The sequence below is a fragment of the Arthrobacter sp. A5 genome (genome assembly GCF_051131705.1).
Lineage (GTDB): Bacteria > Actinomycetota > Actinomycetes > Actinomycetales > Micrococcaceae > Arthrobacter_M.
In genome coordinates this window covers 2,729,792-2,755,961 of record NZ_CP180316.1, presented here as the reverse complement: position 1 = coordinate 2,755,961, position 26,170 = coordinate 2,729,792, and the positions used below count along the sequence as shown (strand labels likewise).

Annotated in this window: 17 protein-coding genes; 7 read left to right on the top strand and 10 right to left on the bottom strand. The window is 60.2% G+C overall.

The features are described from left to right. Positions 1-164: 164 nt before the first annotated feature. The 6 genes from ACLLJI_RS13035 to ACLLJI_RS13010 form a co-directional block, all read right to left on the bottom strand. Positions 165-1,694: a hypothetical protein gene (locus tag ACLLJI_RS13035; RefSeq protein WP_434612874.1), complete on the bottom strand. Its 1,530-nt coding sequence runs from the start codon at positions 1,692-1,694 to the stop codon at positions 165-167. Positions 1,695-1,827: 133 nt separating this feature from the next. Then, on the bottom strand, positions 1,828-2,583 hold the full coding sequence (locus ACLLJI_RS13030) for a hypothetical protein (protein ID WP_434612872.1): 756 nt from the start codon (positions 2,581-2,583) through the stop codon (positions 1,828-1,830). Positions 2,584-2,789: 206 nt separating this feature from the next. Further along, a complete protein-coding gene (locus tag ACLLJI_RS13025) occupies positions 2,790-6,617 on the bottom strand; it encodes a CDP-glycerol glycerophosphotransferase family protein (RefSeq protein ID WP_434612870.1) in 3,828 nt (1,275 codons plus the stop codon). Between the two features lie 77 nt (positions 6,618-6,694). Beyond that, a complete protein-coding gene (locus tag ACLLJI_RS13020) occupies positions 6,695-10,450 on the bottom strand; it encodes a bifunctional glycosyltransferase/CDP-glycerol:glycerophosphate glycerophosphotransferase (RefSeq protein ID WP_434612868.1) in 3,756 nt (1,251 codons plus the stop codon). Positions 10,451-10,553: 103 nt separating this feature from the next. Further along, a complete protein-coding gene (locus ACLLJI_RS13015; RefSeq protein WP_434612866.1) occupies positions 10,554-12,368 on the bottom strand; it encodes a TIGR03767 family metallophosphoesterase in 1,815 nt (604 codons plus the stop codon). 97 nt (positions 12,369-12,465) lie between these two features. Then, the gene (locus ACLLJI_RS13010; RefSeq protein WP_434612864.1) at positions 12,466-13,164 is read right to left on the bottom strand and encodes an NTP transferase domain-containing protein; all 699 of its coding nucleotides are present in this window, start codon (positions 13,162-13,164) and stop codon (positions 12,466-12,468) included. Between the two features lie 212 nt (positions 13,165-13,376). On the opposite strand from ACLLJI_RS13010, the gene ACLLJI_RS13005 reads away from it, so the two are divergent. Beyond that, positions 13,377-13,547 carry a hypothetical protein gene (locus ACLLJI_RS13005; RefSeq protein ID WP_434612862.1) on the top strand — a complete coding sequence of 57 codons (171 nt, stop codon included), beginning with the start codon at positions 13,377-13,379 and terminating at the stop codon, positions 13,545-13,547. A 275-nt stretch (positions 13,548-13,822) separates the two neighbouring features. Here ACLLJI_RS13005 and ACLLJI_RS13000 read toward each other — a convergent pair whose 3' ends face one another. Further along, positions 13,823-14,404, bottom strand: a complete 582-nt coding sequence (locus tag ACLLJI_RS13000; RefSeq protein WP_434612860.1) for a YdcF family protein — start codon at positions 14,402-14,404, stop codon at positions 13,823-13,825. Positions 14,405-14,562: 158 nt separating this feature from the next. Between ACLLJI_RS13000 and ACLLJI_RS12995 the strand changes: the two genes are divergently transcribed. The 4 genes from ACLLJI_RS12995 to rsmD all read left to right on the top strand — a co-directional run bounded on the left by ACLLJI_RS12995 (position 14,563) and on the right by rsmD (position 19,580). Further along, positions 14,563-15,630: a thiamine-phosphate kinase gene (locus ACLLJI_RS12995; RefSeq protein WP_434612858.1), complete on the top strand. Its 1,068-nt coding sequence runs from the start codon at positions 14,563-14,565 to the stop codon at positions 15,628-15,630. Then, complete coding sequence (locus ACLLJI_RS12990) at positions 15,620-16,690, top strand: DAK2 domain-containing protein (protein WP_434612856.1); 1,071 nt, start codon at positions 15,620-15,622, stop codon at positions 16,688-16,690. The genes ACLLJI_RS12995 and ACLLJI_RS12990 overlap by 11 nt, the downstream gene beginning before the upstream one ends. A 13-nt stretch (positions 16,691-16,703) precedes the next feature. Further along, complete coding sequence (locus ACLLJI_RS12985) at positions 16,704-18,917, top strand: ATP-dependent DNA helicase RecG (RefSeq protein ID WP_434612854.1); 2,214 nt, start codon at positions 16,704-16,706, stop codon at positions 18,915-18,917. Between the two features lie 81 nt (positions 18,918-18,998). Continuing rightward, positions 18,999-19,580: a 16S rRNA (guanine(966)-N(2))-methyltransferase RsmD gene (gene rsmD / locus ACLLJI_RS12980; protein WP_434612852.1), complete on the top strand. Its 582-nt coding sequence runs from the start codon at positions 18,999-19,001 to the stop codon at positions 19,578-19,580. A 641-nt stretch (positions 19,581-20,221) separates the two neighbouring features. Here the strand turns inward: rsmD and wecB are convergent. Beyond that, positions 20,222-21,367 carry a non-hydrolyzing UDP-N-acetylglucosamine 2-epimerase gene (gene wecB, locus ACLLJI_RS12975; RefSeq protein WP_434612850.1) on the bottom strand — a complete coding sequence of 382 codons (1,146 nt, stop codon included), beginning with the start codon at positions 21,365-21,367 and terminating at the stop codon, positions 20,222-20,224. 410 nt (positions 21,368-21,777) lie between these two features. Between wecB and ACLLJI_RS12970 the strand changes: the two genes are divergently transcribed. Continuing rightward, a complete protein-coding gene (locus ACLLJI_RS12970) occupies positions 21,778-22,314 on the top strand; it encodes a DUF421 domain-containing protein (protein ID WP_434612848.1) in 537 nt (178 codons plus the stop codon). Positions 22,315-22,405: 91 nt separating this feature from the next. On the opposite strand, the gene ACLLJI_RS12965 is transcribed toward ACLLJI_RS12970, so the two are convergent. Then, positions 22,406-23,641: an IS110 family transposase gene (locus tag ACLLJI_RS12965; RefSeq protein WP_434612846.1), complete on the bottom strand. Its 1,236-nt coding sequence runs from the start codon at positions 23,639-23,641 to the stop codon at positions 22,406-22,408. A gap of 418 nt (positions 23,642-24,059) precedes the next feature. Between ACLLJI_RS12965 and ACLLJI_RS12960 the strand changes: the two genes are divergently transcribed. Beyond that, on the top strand, positions 24,060-25,145 hold the full coding sequence (locus ACLLJI_RS12960) for an IS630 family transposase (protein ID WP_434612844.1): 1,086 nt from the start codon (positions 24,060-24,062) through the stop codon (positions 25,143-25,145). A gap of 148 nt (positions 25,146-25,293) precedes the next feature. Here ACLLJI_RS12960 and ACLLJI_RS12955 read toward each other — a convergent pair whose 3' ends face one another. Beyond that, positions 25,294-26,118, bottom strand: a complete 825-nt coding sequence (locus ACLLJI_RS12955) for an N-acyl homoserine lactonase family protein (RefSeq protein ID WP_434612842.1) — start codon at positions 26,116-26,118, stop codon at positions 25,294-25,296. Positions 26,119-26,170: the final 52 nt, after the last annotated feature.

Below are 26,170 nucleotides of genomic sequence, written 5' to 3'. Positions count from 1 at the left end.
TCAGGAGGCCTGAGGTCACGAAACCACCAGAAAACCAAGGAACCCACCCAGCGATCCGCCGCTCATGTCCAGAGCCCTGGACACGGACCCGGCTTTCACCGCCAACCGCGAAGAGCTGATCACGGAAAATTCCAGCTTTTTTCCGGAAGGGTTCGTCGAGTGGACTAAGATGGTGTGCTGAACGCCATCTGACCCCGTCTGTATATATTATTTATTGTTTCCGCGATCAGATCCAAGAACCTTTCATTCGTGGTCGGAATGATGTTGATCAGATACTTTCCGCCCCGCCTCAGGGTGCCAGAGCCTTTCAGGACATCCGTAATGTATTGGAAGTCGGACGTCGTTCGACCAAGTAATTTGATTATCAAATTATCATTTTCCAAGACTATATCGAACGCAATGCGGCGGCTGTGCCATCGATAGTCCACAACCAGACAATTCGGCGAATAAAACCAAAGTCGACTGATCGGGTGCGGTATATCACCTGATGACGCTAGGTACTCCTTAAGTGCGGCCAGCTGCCAGCCGACCTGCTCAGAGCTCGATCTAACCGTCTCTGACAAATGTCCCTTTACGGACTTCTGAAGGTTTGCACGGTTAAAAGCGGATAGGAGAACTTCGTCTACCTTATGATAAAGGACATCGACATTAGTGTGCCCGGTGCGGTCTCGTTTCCAGTTTGAATTGATGCCCATAAAGTGCCGATGCATGACAGAACTGGTCTTATCCATTGGAGCCCCATTAACCCAGTGAGTCTTCCATTGGATGGCTTCCCGGATTTCGGCCGGTACGGCGGCCCATTTAGCGGTGGTCGCCGGTCTGCGAGTGTCAAGATACACGTAGTCGGCAAAGCTTGAAGCACTCGCTTCTGAGTCAGCAGCAGTCTCTATCCATCGGCCGGTATACGAGACCACGGAGTGCGGCGAGGCATCGAGGACATCAAAAACAGTACGATCAGCATCCGTGACGACCAGCTCGTCTACATCGGCGTTAATAACGCCGGCTGCATCTGATAGGAATCTTCGTCGCGCGTGTTCCATAATTCCGTACTCGCAGAAGTCCGAGTCCCAGGGCGCGTTCGTCAGGCCGTCCCAGCTGCCACCCTGCGGACCGAAAGGGAACGGCCAGTCAACTATAACTGCGCTGAGAAGTCCGGCCACATCCTGCAGGGCCTCCAGGATGTCTTCTGGCGAATAATCCGTCGATCCGTTGTCATATATAAGTACCGAGTCAATGCCCTGCGTAGCGATATGAAATTGCGCCCAATCGCGAATCCAGGAGAGTTTGTTGTTCTTAGATTTGGTGAACAAGACCCTGTGTCCAGCGAAGACGTCGCTAAGATCCTGACCAATAGAAATCGATATAGACAGGTTCGGTGACGTCAAGTGCACGTAACGCACTTTACAGTCGCCAGCGATACTGGATCGTTGTGTCCGGTCCAAATCCCCAAGCTGGGCTTCCAGCACTTCGCCACCGGGGTCTGTAAAAGCCCCCGCTCTCAGTTCCGTGTGAAGGTTGAGTAGCGGCGGACCGGATAATTCGATTCGATCGCGACTGTGAAAGACGTCGTAAAACAACGTTTGGGAGTCGAACTTTGTCATATAGTCGGCCTGCCGCTGATCAGGTCGGCGGGGCGGCTCGCGTTTCAGCGTGGATAGTCTCGGCAACACCACGGGTGATGGATGGACCACCATACGGACGGATCTCATACTAGGCAAAACGGTATCCTTCCCAAGGTCATCCAGTCGTGAAGTCGTCCCTGAGTCTGCCGGTGTGCCAGGGACGCGTCTGATTATCGCCTTTTGCAGCGCGGAATCCATTGGCAACTCACCCATCGAGTACGCCCCCATGCCTCTTATGCAGCTTCAAGTGTCGGTCGCGGTGCCCGCTTCCGTCATAGCCCGATCCATTGGATGTTTCCCCGAATCTCGGCTGGAGCCCCTCAGCTAGGATGCCGAGTAAAGATACAACAAGAGGAATATTGTAGAGCAGAGTATTAGTATGGTTTCGCGCCAGATTAGAGGCCGTAGATATCAAATTAAAATTGCCATAGCGGCGCAGATTAATCAATAGCGGGTCTAAGTAGTCTATGCAGTGAGGATCGTAGGGAGAGGTAACAATATATATGTGTCGGTCTGTCGAGGAGTCATCGCGGATAGCAGCTGGAACTAGGTCGTTAAGCCAAGCCACGTCTTGTTCCGCGCTACTGCCAGCCATATATTCCATAGTCGCCGTGCGCTTCCGATTTGCCAAATACGCACCGATGGCGATCTGGGGACCTAGAGCAACAATATTCTTCATGTTCGCTCTGATGCCGATACGGATTGCGGCCGAACCGCCCTTCGACATTCCGATCGAAGTACATTCTTCATGAGTAAGGCCCATGCTTATTCGTACATAATCGACGAGACTCACGACGGCTTCCTCGATTGAAAAGTCCCTATTTTGGCAGAAATAATAGGAATAGTCTTCGCCAAAATCGTCATAGATCCAAAGAATATTTGATCGATTATGTTGCAGCAGGGGACCATCGTGATCGAAATCGAGCCATCCCTGGTCATGCCTAATGGAACTGAACACCACGATTAGGTGTCGGACTTCTTTGCGTGCTCGAATAAGCTTATAATTGACCTGTCGGCCGCCCGACAAGTATGGACTTTCTAGATCCAAGAACTTTTACCTTTCGCTTTAGTCTAAAAAGACCAGATCAGACCCGGAGTGCCGGATGCCACGCCAATGCACGGTAAGATGCGAATGCGACCGAGATCCCGGTCCGCCTCATACAACACTCAACGGGGCAACGAAGCCGGCAGCACGTTCTCGAGAAATTGTTCGCGAGCATTGTCCATATAAAGTCGGTGATCAAATGAGTCGGTGCGTGCGTCTCCGCTGTCCACTGATTCTAAGCCGAGCAGCACGCCGGCCTCCGAATTCTCAACAATCAAGCCGTACTGATTTTGCAGAACATCTCTGGGTCCCGGCATATCAGTGCATACAATCGGACGCCCCAAGATCATGGCTTCGAATAGAACCATGGGCTGCCCTTCGTGAAGGGATGGGAGCACAAAAGAGTCTGCGGACAATATGGCTGGGTAAGGGTTTGCCCGTTGACCGGCCAGCCAGATAAATGAAGAGGCATTGAGCCGCTCTATCAAGTGTTCGAGGTCGATACGCAGGGGTCCGTCCCCGACGATGATGAGGTTGACATTTCCGGCTTGGGCTCTGAATCGAACGAACGCGCGGATCAACTTCTCATGGTCCTTTTCGGGCGAGAGCCGACCAATAGCGAGAAAATTCTTTTCCGCAGAACCGTACCAAGCGGCGACATCTGCGTCTAGGGGCTCAGAAGCGAGGGAAATCACTGCATCTGCGTCTATTTGGTTGTTGCTATAAGTGAAACTCTCCGGATCCAGTCCGTATATCTCAGCAAGACCGGCTCGGTTTTCATTCGAAACACTCGAGGACACGGATATCAGCCTATCAAAACTCCGATAGAGCCCGAAAATTATCTCGAGATTTGGGAACTTCATGTAGTATTCATTTACCATGTCGTTATGAAGATATATACATTTACGGCTTCCCGAAGCGCCGAAGGCGATAAGCGCCGACCAGAAGGCAGCGTATCCGTCGAACTCAATAACTGAGTCGAACTGCTTACCGGCTAGAATACGTTGGTATTCCCTGCGGAATGATTGCTCATAAATGGCCCATTGTGCGTCGGACGGCAAATTAAACTGAGAATCTATTTTGCTCGTCACCCATTTCTCTTCGGGGGTGACTGCCTGCACTCCCACCCGCCCGATCACTTGCACATGCTCAGGGAGAGCCCTGAGCTTCTCCAGTCTGCCGGGGTTCGCGGCCAGAACGTGAGGCTCCACGATCAGGACTATTCGGTATACCTCGGGATCAAGACTCGACATGAGGTTCGCGAACGACGTGGCGATGCCGTTCGGAATCAAACCATGATGAAAGAGAATTGGCGTCTTTGTATCGGTCGTCTTGTCGGCAGTGTCGTCCGGGTCATCCTCGAAGAAGAAGCGGGCGACTCGTGCGGCGGCTCTTCCGTCCTCGAGGGGACAATACGTCTCTTGTGCAGCTCGGTAGCGTCCGTCACATTCGAGGCGTTTCCCCACAGAGTCACAGACGGCGGCGGCCAGCTCTAGTCTGTCGGTGCACAAGCGACCAGGCATGTCTTTGATGTCAAAATAGAGCCCGCGGTCCCGCGAGTATTCCTCCAGATCGTATGCATAGAAGATGATGGGCCGGCCCGTTGACAGAAAGTCGAAAAAAATGCTGGAGTAATCGGTTATTAGCACGTCGACTGCTATTAACAAGTCGTTGGTATCAATGTCTCCAGGGACAACAGACTGTCCCGCATCAAAACCTTCAAGTAACCCTTCAGTCAAGCGGTGTGCCCTAAAGAATAGGTGATGACTTGAGCTTTGCATTGCTTTGAGGTCGGTCTGCAGCTGCGTCGCATCGACAAATCGATCGTCTGACGCTCCGCGCCAAGTCGGTGCATAGAGGACTATGGGCTTGTCGTCATCGAGGGCGATGCCAAGCATTGTCCGGAGCTCTTCACGTCTGTTTGGATCGGATCTGACGAGCGAATCGATTCGAGGCGAGCCAGTCACTGCGATCTTGCCACCAAATATGCCTGCGATGTCGTGGCGTTCAATGAGCGCCTCGCTGGTGTGCCGGTTCGGACTTATAATGTGGCTGGCTTGCAGGAAGTTCCGCGCGATATTCGCATGGGCGATAGGTCCCCCGGCCATGTCCTTGCCGAGAGTTTTAAGCGGTGTTCCATGCCATGTGTTGAGGTACTGCTGACCTTGCTTGCGGATAAAGTACGGAGGGAAAGAAACGTTGTTGACGAGAAATTGGGCCGAAGCGAGATGTCTTTTATATAGGTCGGAATGTGTTCTAACAAAAATCACATTTTTTCGTTCGCGAAGGCGGGGGGGTATGTTGGAGGTATTATTAATAGTCCAAACGTGCCGGTAGTCGGCAAACTCAGGCTTTGTGCTGACTTCGTCGAATATAGCAAGGGGATGGCAACCAATTGACGCCCCGTGGTTGCTTTCCCAGAGGATTGTCTTAGGATTGAGATCGAGTGTCTCGTAATACTCAACATATTCCATGCTGAGCTTTTGGGACTTATTTTTCAGATATTTCTCAACGTCGATCCCGTCGGAGGTCTTGAAGAGCCGGGCCTCTCTGAAAGCCGCAGCGGCTTCGATGTAGTCCCCATTCCGGTAGCGCGCATAACCCAGCAGGCAAAAACTGGTGCTATCAAAGTCCTCGCTCCTGGCCGCAGCCAATTCGAATGCGTCGCTCGCTTGGTCCCACATCCCAAGCTTCGCTGCCAATTCTCCTCGACGCCGATCGGAATCCTTTGATTGAGTCCGCGCCAGTGCGTCTGCGCTGTTGTTGAGGATCCGCTGCAGGTGTACGCGTTGGGCTTCATCAGCGGCCCCATGGGCATTGGGGTATTGCTCCAACAGCGGCAGCGGACTAGCCAACACGTATGATTCACACGCCCGCTCCGCTTCCCCCGCCGACTCAAACGCGTATCCAGCCCTATACGACCAATACCTGTTATTACTGTCAAGGTGGTGTGCGTGAGCGTAGGCCCCGGCCGCCTCAAACCACATATCTTGACGCTCATAGGAAAATCCCAGTTTGTAGTGCCAGTAAGGGACACCGGAATCGAGCACGATAGCATGCTGATAGTGACTTGCAGCAGCCTTCCACATGTAACATCGGTCGTATGCAAGACCGATGCGGTAACGCAATTCTGCGTCTGACGGCTGGAGGATGGCGAGTTCCTGATATTTCTTTGCAGCAGCTGGCCACATGCCTTTGTGCTGAAAAAAGACTCCTATGCCGAACCTGTCCGCCTTGAGTTTCTTATCTTTGCGAACCGCTTGTTCGTACGCCGCTTTAGCCTGCCGCAACATGCCCGCTTGTTCACTTGCATGGCCCTCGTAGAAGTACCAGTCTGCGTTGCCGCCGTCAAGATCCGAAGCGGATTTAAAGCTCTCGGCTGCTTCTGGGAAGCGTTTCATGGCATATTGAGCGGAACCGAGTTGTGCCAGCCATTGTGGGTCGTCCCTGTGTGCGTGCCGTCCCGCGTGCAGTATCTCTAATTCCTGCCACTTTTGTCCCTTCGCCGCTTTCAACGCCGAGAGTCTTTCGGCGTAGAATACCGGGTCATTTAGGCGCTTTTCCCGTGGAGTCATTTCCGCGGCCGCGGCGGCGTGCAAGGTTCGCGTGGCTTCCAGTCTTCGTCCCCATCTGGCTCGCGCAGGTTCAAGAGTCAGCGCGACTTCGTAGTTTTGGACCGCGGAAGATAACCGCCCAAGTTTTTCCTCAATATAGGCCAGGCGATATCGCCAAGTTGCCTGATTCGGCTCCATTGAGATGGCACGTTCGATGTGATGTGCAGCTTCACCGAGTTCATTTTGATGAAACAGCGCGTGTCCGAGGCGGAAGAGGAGTTCCGCGTCGGGCGTTGCGGTAGCCGAAAGTGACTCTGCGTAAAGTCGCGCAGCTTTGTCCCACTCACTGGCTGTTTCATGCTTCGCCGCATCTTCGACCATGTGCTGTGTTGTCATTTGGCGATCTCCTGCGGTTAACAAAAAGCTTTGCTGATACTGCGGCGAGGGCAGCGGCTCATTCGATTTTCGACCTGTCATACCGTTGAACCCATGGCCTGAGCGGTCTGATCTTCGATGGAAGCCGCAGCCGCATTATCGCCTGAGATAAGTGCGTCAAACACGCGCCTGGTAGCATTGCCGTCGCAGTGCGGTGCAAAGGTTTGGACGAACTCGCTGTACCTCTTAGCGTATCGGCGGGAGACGGAGGAGATGTTCTTGATGGACCGTACAACTTCTTCCGTGGTGTTGTGCAGCGGCCCGGGAGCCTTCTCCTCCAGATCGAAATAGAATCCCCGGGTTGCGTCCCGATACTGCGCGATGTCCGGCGTCAGGAAGATGATCGGTTTGCCCGTGACGCAGAAATCGAACATGACCGACGAGTAATCGTTCACGAGGATGTCCGCGGCAGTGTACAGATCGTTGACCTCCGGATACTCCGTGACATCGATGACGAACTTGTTCGCTGCTGTCTGGCGCTGACCGGCGATATTGTGGTGGCCGCGCAGGAGAATCACGTAATTGTTGCCAAGGAGGCGTTGGGCCGCCTCGAAGTCCAGGTAGGTGACCATCTCGTACTGCTTTGAATCGTTCTTGGCATCATCGCGCCACGTGGGTGCGTAAAGGATGGCTGTTTTTCCCTCGGGTATGCCAAGTTTTTCCCTTATCGCCGGACGAGCGAGCGCCATGCGGTCGGAGGTGAGGCTGTCATTGCGGGGGTAGCCCTCTGCTACGACACGTCCATCGAAACCGAAGCATTTTGCCAGGACTTCGGCGGCGTAATCATTCTGTGCGAGCAGGGCATCCCAGTAATCTGCTTCCCGCCACATCAGATTCCAGTACGACAGTGAAAAGTTTGTCCGGGCTACGTCGTTGCCGAGTTTCTTCAGCGGGGTGCCGTGCCAGGTTTGGATGTATTCCTGGCCTTCCCGCTTACGGAAGTAAAAGGGAAAGTTGTTGTTGTTGATCAGGATTCTGACCTCGCCGAGTAGGCGATACCACAGTTTGGAACCGATGAGTACCGGTGAAGTCCCGGCTGGAACTGGAACCGAATAGTCGGAGATGGCCCAGTACATCGGCCAGGTCGAACCGCGCCGCTGGTATTCCTCCAGTAGACGCCTAGGGCTGTCCGTTGCGCGGCGACCGCCGAAGCACATGAAAAGCACTGCGTCACGCAAATCATGGGGCGCTTGTTGGACCGTACGCAGACGGATGGCCTGCTGATTGAACCTGCCCAACTCGTCATGAGCCAAGGGCGGACGCAGATGCACAGTCAGAGCAGCATTCCGGGACGAGCGGGTGATTCCCACTTCGGTGCGACCGGCGTCAATGCGGCGCGGCATCTGCCTTTGGAGCTCCTCGCCGGCCGGGAACCAGTAACCCAGTGTGTCGTCAACACCCGGGGGGACGTATCTGACACTATAGGCGCCTGATTCGGGCATCAGTTCCTCATCGCCCCACGGCCGCTGCGGCAGATCGAATTCAGCCACGAAAGCGTTGCTGCCGTCATCGGTCCGGAGGTCCAGTGAGACGTTGGTGGCGGGGATGACGGCCTTGCCGCTCGACAGCACGAATCGTGGCGTGTGGATGACGGGAAGATCTGCGGTCCCCTTGACTGTCAGTACCCGTTGGTCGGCTGAAACGTCGATGGACGAAGCGATGACCCGCGTCCTGCGTTCTTCGATGGCAATAAAGCCATAGCCAGTGAGCCGGACCCGTAAACTCTGAGTGCCGTCGACTTGCTCCCTGAGGGACTGCGAATCCAATGGCCAGGCTACCGGCTGGGGAGCCTTGAAGCCGCTATCGAGGCGCAGCTGCCACTCGTACTCCGTGCGCAATCCGGCGTCCTGCGCCAGTTGCGGTATTTTGACCGAGTATTTCGCGGTGTTTCCGTCCACGCTGATGCATGTGGCGGTCTTTCGAATACCGAACTTTGCGCATTCCACTGCAATTTTCGCGGCCAATGGTGCTGAGTTGGCCTGCACAGTCAGTTCGAGCGTCCGTCCCTTGAGCTCGACAACGGTAGCCATGTACATCGGGACGACACGGACAAGCGTCAGGCCGGTGCTCCCAGGTCGCATTTCCACGGCGAGGCGTTCGGTGCCCATCATTGGCCCAACGTCCAGCTGACCAGTGGAGCCAGTTAGGTCGCGGCCGGCGATAATCCCTTCCAGCGTCCTGTCGTAGGCCCGGAGGGTCAACCTAATATGCCATGCAGTCACTTCAGAGTATTCCGCTGTTTCGAGCAGTTGCCGGGGATCGATGACGGTGCGGAACGAAGTTTCAGCGTAGGAAGTCCAATTGTCATTGGACTCCCAGTCAATCGTGGGGTCGCTGGCCCGGGCAACTTCGAGGGGGAGAACGATGGTCTCGTCAATATTCAACAGGGCTGCGTTAATTATCATTCCGCCAGCCACCGGATCCACTGACGAGATATAGGTGTGTCCGCCTATTTCCAGACGCCCATCGGTCAGCCAGGTGAAGTGGGTGAGTTTGCTGATCATTCGAAGATCGACGTCCTGACAGACCAACAACTCCGGATCGAACGACGCACTCAGCTCTGACAGATATGCGGGCTGAGCCAGGAGCTGGTTGTCAGTGAAGGATGTCGCGAAACTCGAACCGTAGTCGCTGCGGTTATTGCAGATGCGCTCCACGTCAACGCGGTTGTTGGCGAGCACGGAAGCCAGAATCAGCCTGTTGTGGAGCGGGATAGCAGCCCAGTCAAGGTCATGGTCGTCGGCGAGCCGTGACACGGTGCTTTGCAGGGATTCCCAGTAAGTCTCGTCCGTTCGCGGGACTACTTCAAAAAACCGGAAGAGGCGGATGCCCAGCTCATGGGACAGCCACCGCTGGTAAAGTTCCGGCGAAGTGTCCTGACCCAGCATTGCCGCCAACGATTCAAGGCGCTTCAAGCGGTCCTCAAGATACTGCTGCTGGCACAGCAGTTCCCGAGGTACGACCCGGGCGGCATCATCTTGGGAAGTGTTCGACAGCTTCACGTCGAGAAGGTCAAAGGTGGTGGCGCGGGCATACGCTACCCGCATAGCTTCGTACTGCCAATGCCCTTGGTCGGCGGCGACCGGAGCGACCTGCTCGGTCCAGAATTCCCGCGAAAACAGCTTGTTGCTCAGGAATCCATCCAAGAGCACCTCTGGCGCTTCAGCCAGCACCAAGGCCAACTGGCGTTCGCCGTGTAGTTTTCGTTGCCAGGCAGGTGTTGAGGCAATCTTGCCTTTGGTGACGCCGGACATGCCGACGACCATGTCGGATCCTGTTTCCCGGGCGGTCTGAAAAAAGAGATCCAGCTGGCTTTTCTCCACCACGTCTCCGGCCATGAGGAACAGAATGTAGGGCGCACGGGAGCTCGAAACCGCACGGGCGCGGGCCTCAGGTTCTGACATATCCGGCGCGGACATGTACTTAATTCTGACGTCCCGGGTGGCGAACGGCAGAACGGCTGCACGGACGCTTTCCCCCTCCACGATGTCGATTACGATGATCTCCATCGCTGACGGTTTCTGTCCCAGCAGGCTTCGTAAGGTGGTGGATACACCTTGGGCCTGTTCAGTGGCAAGGATGATGACAGAAACCCGTGGTTTCTGGTTGGGTGTCTTCACGATCTGCTGCACCTTGACCACGTCCGCGGGGTGAACCGCCGCGCGGATCTGGGTGCGCTGTTCCGGAGGGACGGTGCGCCAAAGGCGGCGGAGCTTTCTCTCGGCCATTGCCTTGAGGTTCGCTACTGCCGGGGTGTTCTTAAGACCTGCCATGGCGGTGTCCGATTCTCTCATCTGTTCCCGACCGAAGTGTCGGGGAAAAGTGGGCCATCATTTCGACGCCGTCACAATCGTCCCATAGCGGAAGCGGGGAGTGCCAACGCCGGGTATTCGGCGCTCAAAACGGCCTAGGTAAAAGCAAGTCGACATTTTGATCCGTCGCCTGTCCCATCACGTCCCGCGGCTTGAGGCCGGGTCGGTTGGAGGCAAGTTCCAGGCTTAGGGAAGCCAGGTATGCCGGCGACACCTGTTCACCGTCGGCGGCGGTCTCCGGGCCGGAGTGGTCAATCAGGGTTGCAACTACGGAGAGGGTGCTGTTGTTATTGTCGATTACTTCCACTATCCGGGACTGCTGCGGAAAATCGATGTGCGACGCCGTTGTTATTTCCCACATCCCGCCTGACTGGTGGGGGTTCTCGTGCTCGATCACCCGGTGCCGGTGCTGGTGGCCGTTCATCCAGAGGATCAGATTCGGAAAACGCGCCAGCATGGAAAGCAATGCCTCTTGCGTGACGGTTTCGCCGTCGTCGTCGTTATGCAAGTCCTCAGCGGACGGAAACGACGACGACGGGTGATGGGTGAAGAGGACAACAAGACGGTCTTCAACGTCTGCGTTTACCTCCTTGCCCTTGGAGCTATAGCTCTTTCTCGAGACCGAAGCGAGCTGATCCTCCATCCAGGCCGCTTGCGCTGAGTCCAAAAATCCGTCGGCTGTTCCATCCGGCGAAGCGGTGTTCAACATGATCCCCAGCAGCCCGGGAGCCATCTCAAAAGTGTAATAAGCCTTTCCGCTCTGCACGCTTTCCTCGTTGAAGCCATGCCCGTGAGGTCCGGCGGGTCCTGGGTTCCCAAGGTGGGCTGCCATGAAGTCCTTCTTCGTGAACGGCGCACGGAGTTCGGAAGATTGTACGGAGCGGGATGGCATTGATGCCAGCAGCGCACGCCGTTCGGCCTCGTTCGAATCCTTAATCGACGTCCAGAATTTTGATCTGACTGTATCTGCCGGCAGGTCCAGAGGCAATTGATTGCCCACGCGGAGGCTATCGATGAAGCTTTCCTGTGGCGATAGGGCAGTGCCCGTTCCCCTGCCGCACTCGTCATGATTACCAAAGCCGGCATACCAAGGATAGGACGATCCAGCTGTTCGGACGGGTGTTACAGCGGCTGCAAGAAAACCGGGAACCGTCGGATAGCCATAACGTGTTTTCCATTCATCAGGCGTGGCGCCAGAACTTTCCGGCTCGGGATGCCAAATGTACTTCTTGAGATCCTCGGGCGCCCAATCGTGGTCCTGCACTCCGCGGTAGCCGCCTGTGACGGGGTGGGATGATGCTTCCACTCCATTGAGGGTGTCGATTGCTGCAGACAGTTCGTCGGCTGCATACGAATTAGAGCTGTCTCCGGTGGACATGAGGAAATCCAATTTCCGCCCGCTGACGGGACCTGCCCCCACGGCGTTCAGTTTCCGGACCATCGCGTCCAATACATGAACGGTCAACAGGTCCTGGGGTCGGAATCGCCCGGATGTAGGGAAACCGTTATCGAAGTCGCCATACTGCCAAAGAAACGACATTCTGCCGGGGCTGGCGGCATCGATAATGTGCGTGTCTGATATTTGAGCAAAAGCAGCCAAGCCCACCCGTCGGGAACCCGACTGAGGTCCTGTCCGACAAAGCTCCTCGCGCACTACCGTCCCTTGGCCTGGACCAAATGCCAGGCTTCTATAGGGCAGGCCCTTGACCCGCACCTGACCGGGAACAACGGTACGGTCCAAGGTGGTGAAACTTCCGGGCCCGGCATCCGTTACCGGCACACTGCCTTGGGAACCGCTTAAAGTGCCGACTGCCAAGCCCGAGGCTCCTGCGATGGAGAGCCGGAGAGCCTCACGTCGCGAAAGTCGGAGCGATTTCAATTTGGCGCGGGGAGACGACATAGGGATGTTGCAGACCTCTATCTTTCATGCGCCACCGCAACGAGCGCGGGTTGCTGCTGGCGATTGCATCAGCTACTGGGATCGTGGGGTCGAGGGCCTAAAGGCTGGCGTTGGCCCGAACCAGGTCATCCGGGAAGTCGACCTCGACGGCATAGAACGCGCTGATGTCCACCGGCAGCCATTTGAGGCCGTCCTCCTGGATCGTCAGCTCAATGCCGCCCTCGAAGTACTCCTGGTCCCCAACCTGCTCCAAGCGGCGGATGAGCTTCTTCTTGTCCTTGGAAGCCACGTAGTTGATGCCTACTGCCTCGCCCTGGGCCAGATCTGCCTGGACGCTCTTGGAGAGTTCCTGGATCCGTCCCTCGTCGTCGACGGTGTACTTAACTTCCTCGTCGGAGACGGAGGAAACATCGACGGTGATGAAGGATTCGTCCCGCTTTATGTAGGGCGCGAGCATGTTCAGGATGTCGGGGTCGAAAACGACGTCGCCGTTCATCCACAAAACGCCACCCTTGGTCGAATTCCGCAGCGCTTTCAGCAGGCTCTTCGACGTATTGGTCTGATCGAAATTTTCGTTGTAGACGAAGGAAGCGTTGGGCACATGCTCCAGGATCATCTCCAGTTTGAAGCCGACGGCGACCGTCAGCCGCAGCTTCTTGCCAAATGCGCCCTGCAGATTCTGGACCTGTTGGTGCATGATGGTCCGGCCGTCGCGAAGTTCTGTCATAGGCTTGGGGTGCGGACGCGCGAGTCGTGTGCCCATCCCGGCGGCGAGTATTACGGCCTGTACGGTCATAGTTATTTCCTATCTCGATGAGCTCGGTCTGCCGTGGGAAATAACGGACAGCCATACGCGAAAGCGTCGGTCACAGTGCCCGGCCAACGGGCCAAAGAGTCTTCCCCGGCTCCCATCATAGCTGATCGTACGCAGGCTTCCGGATTCTCCGACGTTGTCGACCGTTAACCCGCCGTCAACCTCGCTCCCGTTCGGTGGTCAAGGTGCGGGCGATGAAGGTAGCGATTCAGTGCTGCTTCCCCGTGCACCGGCGGCGTCAGCCGGCCAGCAGCAGCGCGACGATTAGGGCGGGGACGGCCAGACTGATCAGTATGACGAGCGTCAACGCCATGGAACGCTTCCTGCCACGCGACGCCGATGACGGGCGCCCGTTCGTGGAATGAGCCGCAGATTTGGCGGTTGGTTTCGGACGGGTTGGTTTCGGACGGGTTGGGTTCGGACGGGTTCGTTTCGGACGGTAGGAGACGCGCCTACGGATACGCATATGGCGTGCGGAAGGAAGATCCGCGGACGGGGTCACGTTCGATTCCTTCCTAAGACACTGTCAGACAGTTTCGAGGGGCCGGCTTTCAATTCTTACACGACCCGTCCGGTGCGGCCGAAGGACTGAACGGTGCGGGCGCGGGCGGGGGACAGTTCATCCACGTTTCGCTGGTGGCTACTGCACCGGTTCCGGGCAGGCCGGGTGCAGCCTGGCATCGATCAGGCCGCCGGATTCGATGATGAACCGGCGCAGCCACCCGGCCGGGGAAAGCTTGGGTTCGGAGACGATCATCTGCACCTTCGCGGTGGTGCATTGAGTGATGAGGGTCCGGGCCCGCGTGGCGTGGTAGCGGGAGGTGACTACGATGACGGAGTGCCAGCCTTTTTCCTTGACGAGATTTCCGATGGCGGCTGCCTCACCTCTGGTGTCCAGCGTGGCCGGTTCGAAGCACTCGAGCGCGAACGGGATCACGCCCGGATAGTCGCACACGCCGTCGGCCAAAACATTCCCGGCGCTGCGGGTGTGCGAAATCGCCAGGACGGGTGCATTGCCGGCTTCCACCAGATCGCGTGCCACCGGGAGACGTTCGCTGCTGGCCCCACCTAGCATGATGACGGCGTCGGCCTGGTGCGGCTGGGTCTGCTCGGGATCGGCAAAGAGCTGGTAGGCGGTCAGGAACCAGACCAGTACAAGGAGGACGACGACGACGAGCCCGCCGGCGGCGAGGCGCCGGGCTGGAGAGCGGAGGACGGGCACCCGACAATGCTACCGGCCACCTGCAGCGCGGGCGGCCGGTAGAGCTGGCCCCGCCTGCAGGGCCCGGCAGCAGGTGCACACCGGCCGCAGCGGACCCTCGACTCCAGCGGCAGCGGCGCCCGGCCGGTGTTGTCGGTGCCCCGTTATACGGTTGCTTCATGACGTTAACCGTAGGGGAGCTCTCCGAGTCCGGGCTGCTGGCGCGCATTTTTCCGCGGCTTGACCGCAGCGCGTCCGTGCTGCTGGGCCCGGGCGACGACGCCGCCGTGGTGGCCGCGCCGGACGGCCGCGTGGTGGTCTCCATCGACACGCTGGTCCAGGACCGGGATTTTCGGCTGCGCTGGCCCAACGGCTACGCCTCCACCGGATACGACGTCGGCTGGAAGGCAGCGGCGCAGAATCTCAGCGACATCAACGCCATGGGCGCCGTCGCCACCAGCCTGGTCGTCAGCCTCACCCTGCCGGCGGCCACCCCGGTGTCCTGGGCCGAGGGCGTGGCCGAGGGACTGAATGCCGCCATCCGGGAACTCGGAGCGACTGACTGCTCAGTGGCCGGCGGGGACCTCTCCGGTGGCAGCGAAATCGTGGTCACGGTCGCGGTCATGGGGACGCTGCAGGGCCGGAACCCGGTGCTGCGTTCCGGCGCCCGCGCGGGGGACACTGTGGCGCTGGCCGGCACGGTGGGCCATGCGGCGGCGGGCTGGGCTGTGCTCGAAAGCACCGTGCCAACCGTGCCGCCCGTTCCCCCAGCGCCGCCCGTTCCCCCAGCGTCGCCCGTTCCCGCGGCGGACGCCGGCCTCGCGGCGGACGCCGGGCTTGCCGCCGTCGTCGGCCTCTTTTGCCGGCCGCGCCCGCCTTTGGCTGCCGGACCCGCCGCTGCCCGGGCAGGTGCCACCGCCATGCTGGACGTTTCCGACGGACTGACCCGCGATGCCGGACGGCTTGCCGGCGCCAGCGGTGTATCGCTGGATCTGGACCCGTCCGCGCTGCAGCGGCTGGCCGCCCCGCTGGCCGGAACCGCCGCGCTGCTCGGCGCCGATCCACTGGACTGGGTGCTCGGCGGCGGGGAAGACCACGGTTTGTTGTGCACATTTCCGGCCGGGGTAACACTCCCGGACGGCTTCACTGCGATAGGCTCGGTAATGCCCGGCGCCGTGTCAACTCCGCCGGTGACAATCGCAGGGTCAGCTGCGGACGCCGTGGGATGGGATCATTTTGCAGTCTAAGATTGCCGCCAATGCACTTGCGGTCCGGCGCTGGCTGGCCAAGTCAGAAGAGACGCTGGGCAACCACAGCGACCGTTTGAACGCCATTAATATCTTCCCCGTGGCCGATGGGGACACCGGCACCAACCTCTACCTGACCGTGCGCGCTGCCGCCGCGGCCACGCATGATGTGGAGCTGCCCGACGTCGGCGCGGTGCTGACCGTGGCCGGTCGGGCGGCGATGGAGAACGCCCGTGGCAATTCGGGCACCCTGTTCTCCGTTTTCCTTTCCGCCCTTGCGGAGCCGCTGATCGGCGCGACCCGGCTGAGCGGGCCGCTGCTGGCGGCCGCGCTGCAGCGGTCGCAGATCCGCGCCTGGTCCGCGCTGAGCGAGCCGATGCCGGGCACCATGCTTTCGGTACTCGAGGCCAGCGCCAACGCCGCGTCCAGGGTTGACGCGACCCAGCACGGCGACGACAGCAACCATGGCCTGGCAATGGTGCTGGATGCCGCGGTGGTGGCCGCGGTGGAGGCGGTGGTGCAGACCGAGAACCAGCTGGGGGCGCTGCGGGAAGCCAAAGTTGTCGACGCCGGCGGGGTGGGCCTGCTGCTGGTGCTGGACTGCCTGCGCTCCGTGGTGCTGGGGCAGGAGCTGGAGGCGGAACTTTTGGACGGGCTCTCCGGCTACAGCGTCCAGGATCCGCACATCCACGCGAACATGCCCGAAATCAGGGGAGTGGAGGTCATGTGCACCATCAACCTCTCGCCCCTGGACGCAGCCGGTCTGCGGATGCAGCTCGATGAGCTGGGGGATTCGGTGATCATGAGCGCGGTGTCGCCGGTGGACGTGCCCGAGGGCGGGTACCGCTGGCGGCTGCACGTCCATGTGCCCGAATCCGGACCGGCGCTTGAGCTCATCCATGCCGTCGGCGACCCGAGCAATGTCAGTGTCACGCAGTTGAGTGCGGCGATGGATACGGCCATGGAAAACGCCGCCGCAGCGAAAGATACGGCCGTGGAAAACGCCGCCGCGCTGCTGAACTTATCGGTTTTCAGCCCCGATGCCCATGAGCTCCGCTAACGCGACACCGCCCGTGCCAGGCGATTTCGACAAGCCGCTGGACCGGCTGATCGGGAAGGCCTCCGCCGCGGGGATCGAAAAGCACCTGGGGCTCACGACCGTGGGCGAGCTGCTGAACTACTTCCCGCGGCGCTATCTCAACCGCGGCGAGCTGACAGCCATCGACAAGATTCCGGTGAACGAGGACGTCACCATCCTGGCCCGGGTGCTGTCCGCGACGAAGCGCCGAATGCGCGAGCGCAAGGGCTTCATCACCGATGTGGTGGTGACGGACGATACCGGCGGCCTGAGCAGCCTGAAGATCAGTTTTTTCAACGGCCACCAGGCCGAAAGAGACCTGCGGCCAAGGGTCCTGGCGCTGTTTTCCGGAAAAGTGACCGTGTACAACGGTGCCCGCACGCTGACCAACCCGCTGTTTGAGCTGCTCCCGGATGATGAACTGGCCGGCCATGAAGCGGAATTCCATGCCCGGCCCGTGCCGGTGTATTCCGCTACGGCGAAACTGCCGAGCTGGAAAATCCAGCGCGTGGTGGAGGCGGTGCTGGTGATCGTGGACTTCAGCGGGCTACGGGATCCGCTGCCCGCGGAGATTGTGCGCCGCGGGAAATTCATGAGCCTGGAGGATGCGTACCAGCAGATCCACTCCCCGTCCGATCCGAAGGACTGGCAGCGGGCCCGGGACCGGTTCCGCTACCAGGAGGCGCTGGTGCTGCAGACTGCGCTGGCGCGGCGGCGCGCCCAGACCGCCGCGGAGGACGCCACCGCCCGGCGCGGTTCCGCGGACGGACTGCTGGCCGCCTTTGACGCCGGGCTGCCGTTCACCCTGACCCCTGGGCAGCAGTCCGTGGGCGCGGTGCTGGCCGCGGAGCTGTCCGCGCAGCATCCGATGAACCGGCTGCTGCAGGGCGAAGTCGGCTCCGGCAAGACGGTGGTGGCGCTGCGTGCCATGCTCCAGGTGATCGATTCCGGCGGTCAGGCGGCACTGCTGGCCCCCACCGAGGTCCTCGCGGCCCAGCACCACCAGTCCATCCGCGCCATTCTGGGACCGCTGGCCGAGGGCGGCATGCTGGGTGGGGCGGACGGCGGCACCCAAGTGACGCTGCTGACCGGGTCCATGCCGGCCGCGGCCCGCAAACGCGCCATGCTCGACGCCGCCGCCGGGACAGCCGGGATCGTCATCGGCACGCACGCACTGCTGTCGGACAACGTGCGGTTCTTCGACCTGGGCCTGATCGTGGTGGACGAACAGCACCGCTTCGGCGTCGAGCAGCGTGATGCCCTCCGCGTCAAGGCGCACAAGCCCCCGCACCTGCTGGTGATGACGGCCACCCCCATTCCCCGCACCGTGGCCATGACTGTCTTCGGTGACCTGGACACCTCCGTGCTGCGCGAGCTCCCGGCCGGGCGTGCGCCGATTTCCACGCACCAGGTGGGTCTGGCGGAACACCCCGCCTGGGTGCGCCGGATCTGGACCCGCGCCCGCGAGGAGATCGACGCCGGGCGCCAGGTGTACGTGGTCTGTCCGCGGATCGGGACGGACGACGACGGCGACGGCTCGGAACCGCCGTCCGACCAATCGAGCGCCCCAACCCGCGACGCCCGTGACACCCGCGAGCTCGCGGAGGTGACCGCCGTCGTCGAACAGCTCAGGACCGAGCCCGCCCTGGCCGGCGTCCGGATCGAGGCCCTGCACGGCAGACTGGACACCGACGAAAAGACCGACACCATGGCAGCCTTCGCCGCCGGCGAGGTCGATCTGCTGGTCTCCACCACCGTGATCGAGGTGGGCGTGGACGTGCACAACGCCACACTGATGGTCATCCTGGACGCCGACAGGTTTGGCATCTCCCAGCTTCACCAGCTCCGCGGCCGGGTGGGCCGCGGCGGACTGCCGGGAACCTGCCTGCTGGTGACCAGTCTGGAAGCGGGGCATCCGAGCAGGCGCCGGCTGGACGCCGTCGCCGCCACCACGGACGGCTTCATCCTCTCCCAGGAGGATCTGAAGCTGCGCCGGGAAGGCGACATCCTGGGCGCCTCGCAGTCCGGCGGCCGCTCCACGCTGCGGCTGCTGCGGGTGCTCCAGCACGAGGACATCATCTCCCAGGCCCGGGACGACGCCTGGGAGATCGTGCAGAAAGACCCGCAATTGCGGGAGAATTCCGCCCTGGAGGCGGCCATCGAAGCATATTTGAATCCGGAGAAAGAGGCGTTCCTTGAGCGTGGTTGATGGCGCCGCCGCGGCGGGGGTGCAGGGAGCTGGCCGGACGTGGCCCATGGCCTCCGTCGTTGTCCCGGCAGGGCACGTGAGGTGACGCGGATCATTGCCGGCGTGGCCGGTGGGACACCCCTGATTTCAGTCCCCGGAACGGTCACGCGCCCGACCACGGACCGGGTCAAGGAGGCACTGTTTTCGCGGCTGGAGTCCATGGATGCCCTGGCCGGGGCGCACGTGCTGGACCTGTTTGCCGGCTCCGGGTCCCTGGGTGTGGAGAGCGCCAGCCGCGGCGCGGCGTCGGTGGAGCTCGTCGAGTACGACGGCGGAGCTGCCGGCGTCTGCCAGCGGAACGCCGCCATCATCAACGATATCCTCGGCCGCAAGGTGGTCACCGTGCAGCGCTCCAAGGTGGAATCGTTTCTCGGACGGGTCCGGGACACCGGCGTGGACCGCTGGGACCTGGTCTTTATTGACCCGCCCTATCCACTAGGCGAAGCGGCCGTCACCGCGGCCCTGGCCGCGCTGGCACCCGATCTGGCCCCCGAAGCCGTGATCGTGCTGGAGCGCTCGACCCGGTCCCCGGAGCCTGCCTGGCCCGCCGCCGTCGAGCGCTTCGCCGAGAAGAAGTACGGCGAGACCAGGCTTTGGTTCGCCGAACCAGCCGACGGAGATTGATGTCCCAGGCTGCAGTTACGACGACCTTAGGCCCGGAATTCGTCGGGGCTTGAATCAGTGGCGCCAGGACGCGAAGCGGTTCTCCTGTGATTCCAGCGGGCCGACTGGGTGTGCTGTCCTAGTAGTCTTCCTCCGCTAGGGACCGCACCGAGGACGGTGTCTCGCGGCCAAGCCGAGAGTCCAGCACTACCCGGAGCTTCGCGGCAGCGACTTCGACCCGGAGCTCGGCTGCAGCATGGGGTCCGCGCTTCGGCCCGGGCGGAACCACAGCGGGAGTGCCAAAAGCGGTCGGTGCCGGTCGTTTGAAGCGGAGCGGCGGGCCCTGGCCGGTTCGCTGTATGCCAGGACAGTGAGGATGCCTATCCCCAACGCACGCCTCTCCAGATCCGCAGACATGGCGTTGTCAAGAGCCCATTGGGCTCGGCGCCACCAGTCGGAGCGGTCAGCACTTGTTTGACAACAGTGTCGGGGTGGGACGGTTCGGTGGCCGAGTTCGCGGAGTAGCGCCCGGATTTGCTGGCCGTGAGTTCCCCTGCGCCGCTCATATACTAACCGGTCGCAGTCGATGCCGTGTTGGATATGGTCCGGCGCGATCAGCGCTCGGCTTGACGGCCGGCCGGCTGGAGTGCCGTCGTCGTCGTTCAGCTGCCGTTGAAGTCCGGCAGGCGCTCGCCGACGTTCAGGAGTTCCGCAATGGCGGCCAGGCAGCGTGCCGCCGCGTCCCCGTCGCCGTATGGATTCACGGCGTTGGCCATGGCCGAAAACGCCGCCGGGTCATCGAGTAGGGCCGCGACTTCCTGGAAAATAACGGCTTCGTCGGTCCCGATCAGCTTGACCGTGCCAGCCGATACCGCTTCCGGTCGCTCGGTATTGTTCCGCATCACCAGCACGGGTTTGCCCAGACTGGGTGCCTCTTCCTGGACGCCGCCGGAATCGGTGAGCACCACGCGGGCGAGGGACAGCAGGCGGGTGAATTCGCCGTAGGCCAGCGGTTCGGTGATGATGACGTTAGGTTTGCCGGCGATCGAGGGCAGAACGGCTTCGCGGACGGCCGGGTTTTTGTGCAACGGAAGGACGATGGTCAGCTCCGGGTACGCGTCGGCGATGCGGGCCAGCGCCCGGCCGATGCCGCCCATCGTGTTCCCTTGGTTTTCCCGCCGGTGCGTGGTGACGAGCAGGACTTCCTTGCCCGAATCCGCCAGGTCCCTGAGCATCTGGTCATGGAACGGGACGCCCTTTTCGACCGTTTCCAGCAGGGCGTCGATCACGGTGTTTCCGGTGACCACAATGTCTTTGGGGTTGATGTTTTCGCGCAGCAGGTTGGCCTTGCTGACCGAGGTGGGGGCCAGGTGGAGGCTGGAGATGTGGCTGGAGATTTTGCGGTTGCCCTCTTCGGGGAACGGGGAGAAGAGGTCTCCGCTGCGCAGTCCGGCCTCGACGTGGACGACGGGGATGCCGCGGTAAAAAGCGGCGATGGCGGCTGCCGTGGACGTGGTGGTGTCGCCTTGGACGATCACGGCGTCCGGTGCGCCGGCTTGGAACAACAGGTCAAGACCGGTGAGGGTTTTGGCCATGATCGAGTTGAGGGTCTGGCGGGGCGAGATGATGTTCAGGTCGTGGTCGGGGGTGATGCCGAAGAGTTTGTTGACCTGGTCGAGCATTTCCCTGTGCTGGCCGGTCACGGTCACGACGCACTCGAAGTCGGGGGATTCCTGGATGGCTTTGATGATGGGGGCCATTTTGATGGCCTCCGGGCGCGTACCGTAGATCGGCATCAGCTTGAGCATGGGTTCCCCCGGGTGGGACGTGGTTTGGTCCTCTGGAGTCTACCGAGCTTTCCAACGCGGCGCGGGATTGGCCGCGGGGATGTGCTGCTCCGAGGCATTGCGGCAGTTCGCCGGCCGTGACGGGTGTCCGGACCATACACCTTCCATAATGGTCGGTGCCCCTATTCTCAGTTGGCGTTTCTGGCCCTATTTTCGGTTGGCGTTAACACCTGATTGGCGTTGCAAAAATGTTGGCCGTAGCCTCTACTGGATATTACGCACGGCACCATCTTCGCGTTAGTCAGAGGTCAACGGTCCTGCCGTTCTCTACATCGGCGCCGCCGCACAAACAATTGAAGACCGGCGCGTCGATTTAAGGGCAACGAAGCCCAGACACCTTCCGCGCCGGGCCGGTCAGTGGAGGAGCGAGGATGTGGCAGGCGTTGGGAGTCTCGCCGCTTGAGGCGGTGGTCGTAGTCGCATCGGCGCTCGGGATCGCCGTCGTGTTGCTGTTGCTGCTGCGGCTGCTGGGACAGCGGTCCGTGGCGCGCATGTCCACTTTCGATGTCGCCATCCTGCTCGTGCTCGGTTCCGCCGGAGGCCGTGTCATCACCGGCTACACACCTACCCTCGCTGCCGGAGTCATCGCCCTGCTCGCCCTGGTGATGTTGCGCTGGTTCACCGACAAGCTGGCGAGAACCTGGATCGGCGCGCTCCTGGTCCGCGACCGGCCGATTCTTCTGGTCGCCGGGGAGCGCATTCTGACCGGGAACCTCAAACGGGCGCGGGTCTCCGAGGAGGAGCTGTGGGAAACCCTCCGCGGCGGAGGCGTACGCAACCTCAGCGAAGTCGCGGTCGTCGTTCTGGAAGGAACCGGCTCCGTCAGCATCATCAAGCGAGGCGCCCCCCTGGACCCCCGGCTCCTGCACGGCATCCAAGGCGCCGATCAGCACGGCAATGCCATCTGAATAACCCCTCGCATTGACCACCTCTAGGGCAGAGTCCGCTTCGAGGTGTGGGTGCGGCCGCCGGTTCCTCTAGTACGAAAATAGAGGTGAGTTAGGCAGCTGCTGGTGTGATGCTGACCTCGTAACCGAGAGTTTTGAGCTGGCGGATAGCTCTGCTCTTGGCTTGTTCGGGATCGCGTTTGAGGTAGTAGTCGGCTCCGGGATCCTGGTAAATCTCGCCATTGGCGAGCATATGCCAGGTAGCGGTGAGGATGACGTGCTCGATTGCGACGATCGCTTTGACCCGGCCGCGCCGGCCGGCAATTCGCCTGTACTTGACGCTGAGGTAGGTATTTTTGCTTCGGGAAGCAGACATCGCGGCGATACCCAGAGCAGCTTTCAGGTACTTGTTGCCGGGCATGATCTTGGTCGACTTGATCCGGCCCGCGGACTCATTGGAGCCTGGACAGACACCAGCCCAGGACGCCAGATGCGCTGAGGTGGGGAAGACACTCATGTCGGCGCCGGTCTCGGCGATGATCACGTCGGCGACCAAGCTCGAGACTCCCGGGATGGTTATCAGCGCTTCCCGCGCTGCGCGAAAGGGCTCGATCATCGTCTCGACGCGCTTGGTGAAGTCCTTGATGGTCTGGTCAAGCTGATCGATGCGGTCCAGATGAATACGAACCATGAACGCGTGATGGTCGCCGAACATCCCGGTGAGCGCCTCGGTGAGCTCGGGAATCTTTGACCTCATACTCGCGCGGGCGAACTGTGCCAGTACCTGCGGGTCCCGCTCTCCCATAATTAGCGCCTCCAACATCGCCCTGGATGAGACACCGGTCAACTCACTGACAACGCCGGAGAGTTTAATGCCCGTGCTCTCGAGGAACTTCTCCAGCCGGTGCAGTTCCCGCGTCCTGTCCTGAACGGTGACAGCCCGAGCACGGGTTAGGTCCCGCAACTCCCGGATGGGCTCGGGGGGAACGAACGAGGCGCGTAGCAAGCCGTGCGCTCCGAGCTGAGCCAGCCAGGCGGCGTCGGAAACGTCGGTCTTGCGGCCGGGTAAATTCTTCGCGTGTTTGGCGTTGACCAGCATCAACGGCAGACTCCCCTCAAGGAGATAATAGAACGGCTTCCAGTAATCGCTGGTTGATTCCATCACCACAACCGTGACGTTCTGTTCCTCCAGAAACGTGCGCAAGGCCAGAATCTGATTCGTGGTGGCACCCCACGTCGTCACTGTCGAGGTGAACTGGCCCCTGACTTTACCTGGAACCCTGAGACAAACCTTCGCGTTACGTTTGGAAATATCCATCCCAACGGAGCGCTCATGCACAATGTCCATTCCCGTAACCCTTCTTCAACTCTGGGGTACATATGAGTGTCTGCCACGGGGAGGACAGGGAGAAAATCAGGAATCTAGCACTCGTGCTCGAAGCAACAATCCACGGTTCCCGTGGAAGCCCTCCACGCCACGCTGAAAAACAGGCTCCAACTCGGCACCAAGAAGAACCGGCGTCAACCGCAACAGACAAAAACAATTATTCGCCCACCATCACCCCAACGACAGGGCGGAAGCCAGCCACGGCCATATTTTCAACCCCCACGGCGCGACAGCGTCACCACACCGCTGAAAATGACAAACACGCCGCACACTTGCATCGCAAAGAGGCGACCGCAGGTCGTCCTGTTGAAGGATCCTTTATTGAGATCTAGTGGTGTGTCTCCAAAATAGTTTATGACTTGTGGATTAAGCTGGGAACATGTCGAATCCAGCTCCCGCATTGACCCTCACCGACGCCCAGCACGAGGTCTTGGAGGCCCTGTCCAAGTCTCGGCTTGCTTCACATCGCGAGGTGCAGCGGGCGCAGGTTCTCCTGATGGCTGCCGAGGGCCTGGCTAACGAGTGGATCTCCCGGGTGGTGGGTGTAAGCCCGGCGACGGTGCGGGCTTGGCGTGCCCGGTTCGTAGGGGAAGGGCTGAAGGAGTTCGGCAAGGTCAAGGAGGGGCGGGGGCGCAAGCCGGCGATCCCGGAGTCGAAGATCGCCGAAATCGTTGAATTGACGCGGTTTTCCAAACCGGAGGGTGCGACGCATTGGTCGGTGCGGTCCATGGCGGCACGTGTCGGTGTGTCTCCGGCGCAGGTGCAGCGGATTTGGGCGGCACGTGGGCTGAAGCCGCACCTGATCAAGACGTTCAAGCTCTCCACCGATCCGAACTTTGACGAGAAGCTCATTGATGTGTGCGGGCTGTACCTGAATCCGCCGGAGAACGCGATGGTTTTCTGCATGGATGAGAAGACCTCGATCCAGGCTCTTGACCGTTCCCAACCGTCCCTGCCGATGGTCAGGGGTCGGGCCGAGACCGTAACGCATGACTACAAGCGCAACGGAACCACCACGCTCTTCGCGGCCTTGGAGGTCGCCACGGGAAAGGTCCTGGGATCCTGCGTGCCCAAGCACCGGCACGATGAATTCCTGGGGTTTCTAAAAACCATCGAGAAGGAGGTCCCCAAGGGCCTTCAAATCCACCTCATAGTGGACAACTATGCGACCCATAAGCATTCGAACGTGAAAGCATGGCTGGAGAAGAACCCGCGGTTTCACCTGCATTTCACCCCAACCTCCTCCTGGCTGAACCTGGTGGAGCGCTGGTTCAGGGACCTCACGGAGAGGGCACTGCGCCGCGGGGTCTTCCACTCGGTGCCGGATTTAATCGAGAAAATCGAAGCCTACATCCGCGTCAACAACGAGAACCCCACGCCGCTGATTTGGACAGCGACCGCCGACTCCATCATCGAAAAAGTCCGCCGCGGACGCGTAGCCCTCCAAGCCACAAAACAAAACTGAGACACTACACTAGGGGGCCAGTCGCGGGGGGACACAGTGGAGTGGCAGCCGATACCAGCGGCCGCCACTCCGGGTTGCGGAGTTATGGCCGGGTCTTTTTTGAGGCAGCGGTCCTGGGTATGTTCTTCCCGTTGGTGGGGTGTGGAGTCTAGCCGAGTTGGCCTGTTGGGTAGAGTTCGCGGAATTTCCAGTCGTGTTCCGGGATGATGATGTCGGCTTCTTTCCTTATCCGGTCGTAGCCGGTCATGAGCTCGGGCAAGTCCCAGAAGGATCCCATGGGCCAGTTGAGTTCCAGGTTCTTGTAGTTGTACATGACATCGCTGGTCAGGCAAACCGTCCCGGCGTCCGTTTCCACCATGACGACCATGCAACCGGGTGTGTGGCCTCCGATCTTGACCAAGCGGACCGAGTCGTTGATGCGGTGGTCGCCGTCTATGACTTGCAGTCGTTCGCGTACCGCGTCGATCTTGTAGCTGTATTCGGGGTAGTAAAACATGCAGAAGGAGGGCGGTTCATCAGCATGGGGGAGTTCATCCTTTTGGACGATAAAAGTGGCGTTGGGGAAGAGTTCATTGTTGCCGATGTGGTCGAAATGCAGGTGGGTGAGGATGACGATGTCAACATCCTGAGGGGCAACCCCGTGTTGGGCCAGCCCCTGCACGAGGTCCTGGCCCTCGGTGCGGGATGCTACGAAGTCGACTCCGTAGCGGCTTTGCATCTGGGAGACCTCGCCGATGTCTCCGAGTCCGGTGTCCACGAGAATCACCTGGTCAGCGCCCTGGATGAGCCACACGGGCACTGGCACCATGACGCCCTGGGTGATTTCCCCGTTCTTGCGCTGGATGTCCGTCCGCCATCCGAAGGGACGCCGGTCCTCCACGGGCAGGTCCGGGTGGGCCCCGGAATTAAGCAGGGATACGGACAGGGAGCTTTCCAGTTCCCCGGTCACGATGTGTTGAATCTTTACACCCATCGAAGTGTCTCCTTTGGTTGTTGGCTGACAGTGGTGTTTTTAGAGCGGGTGG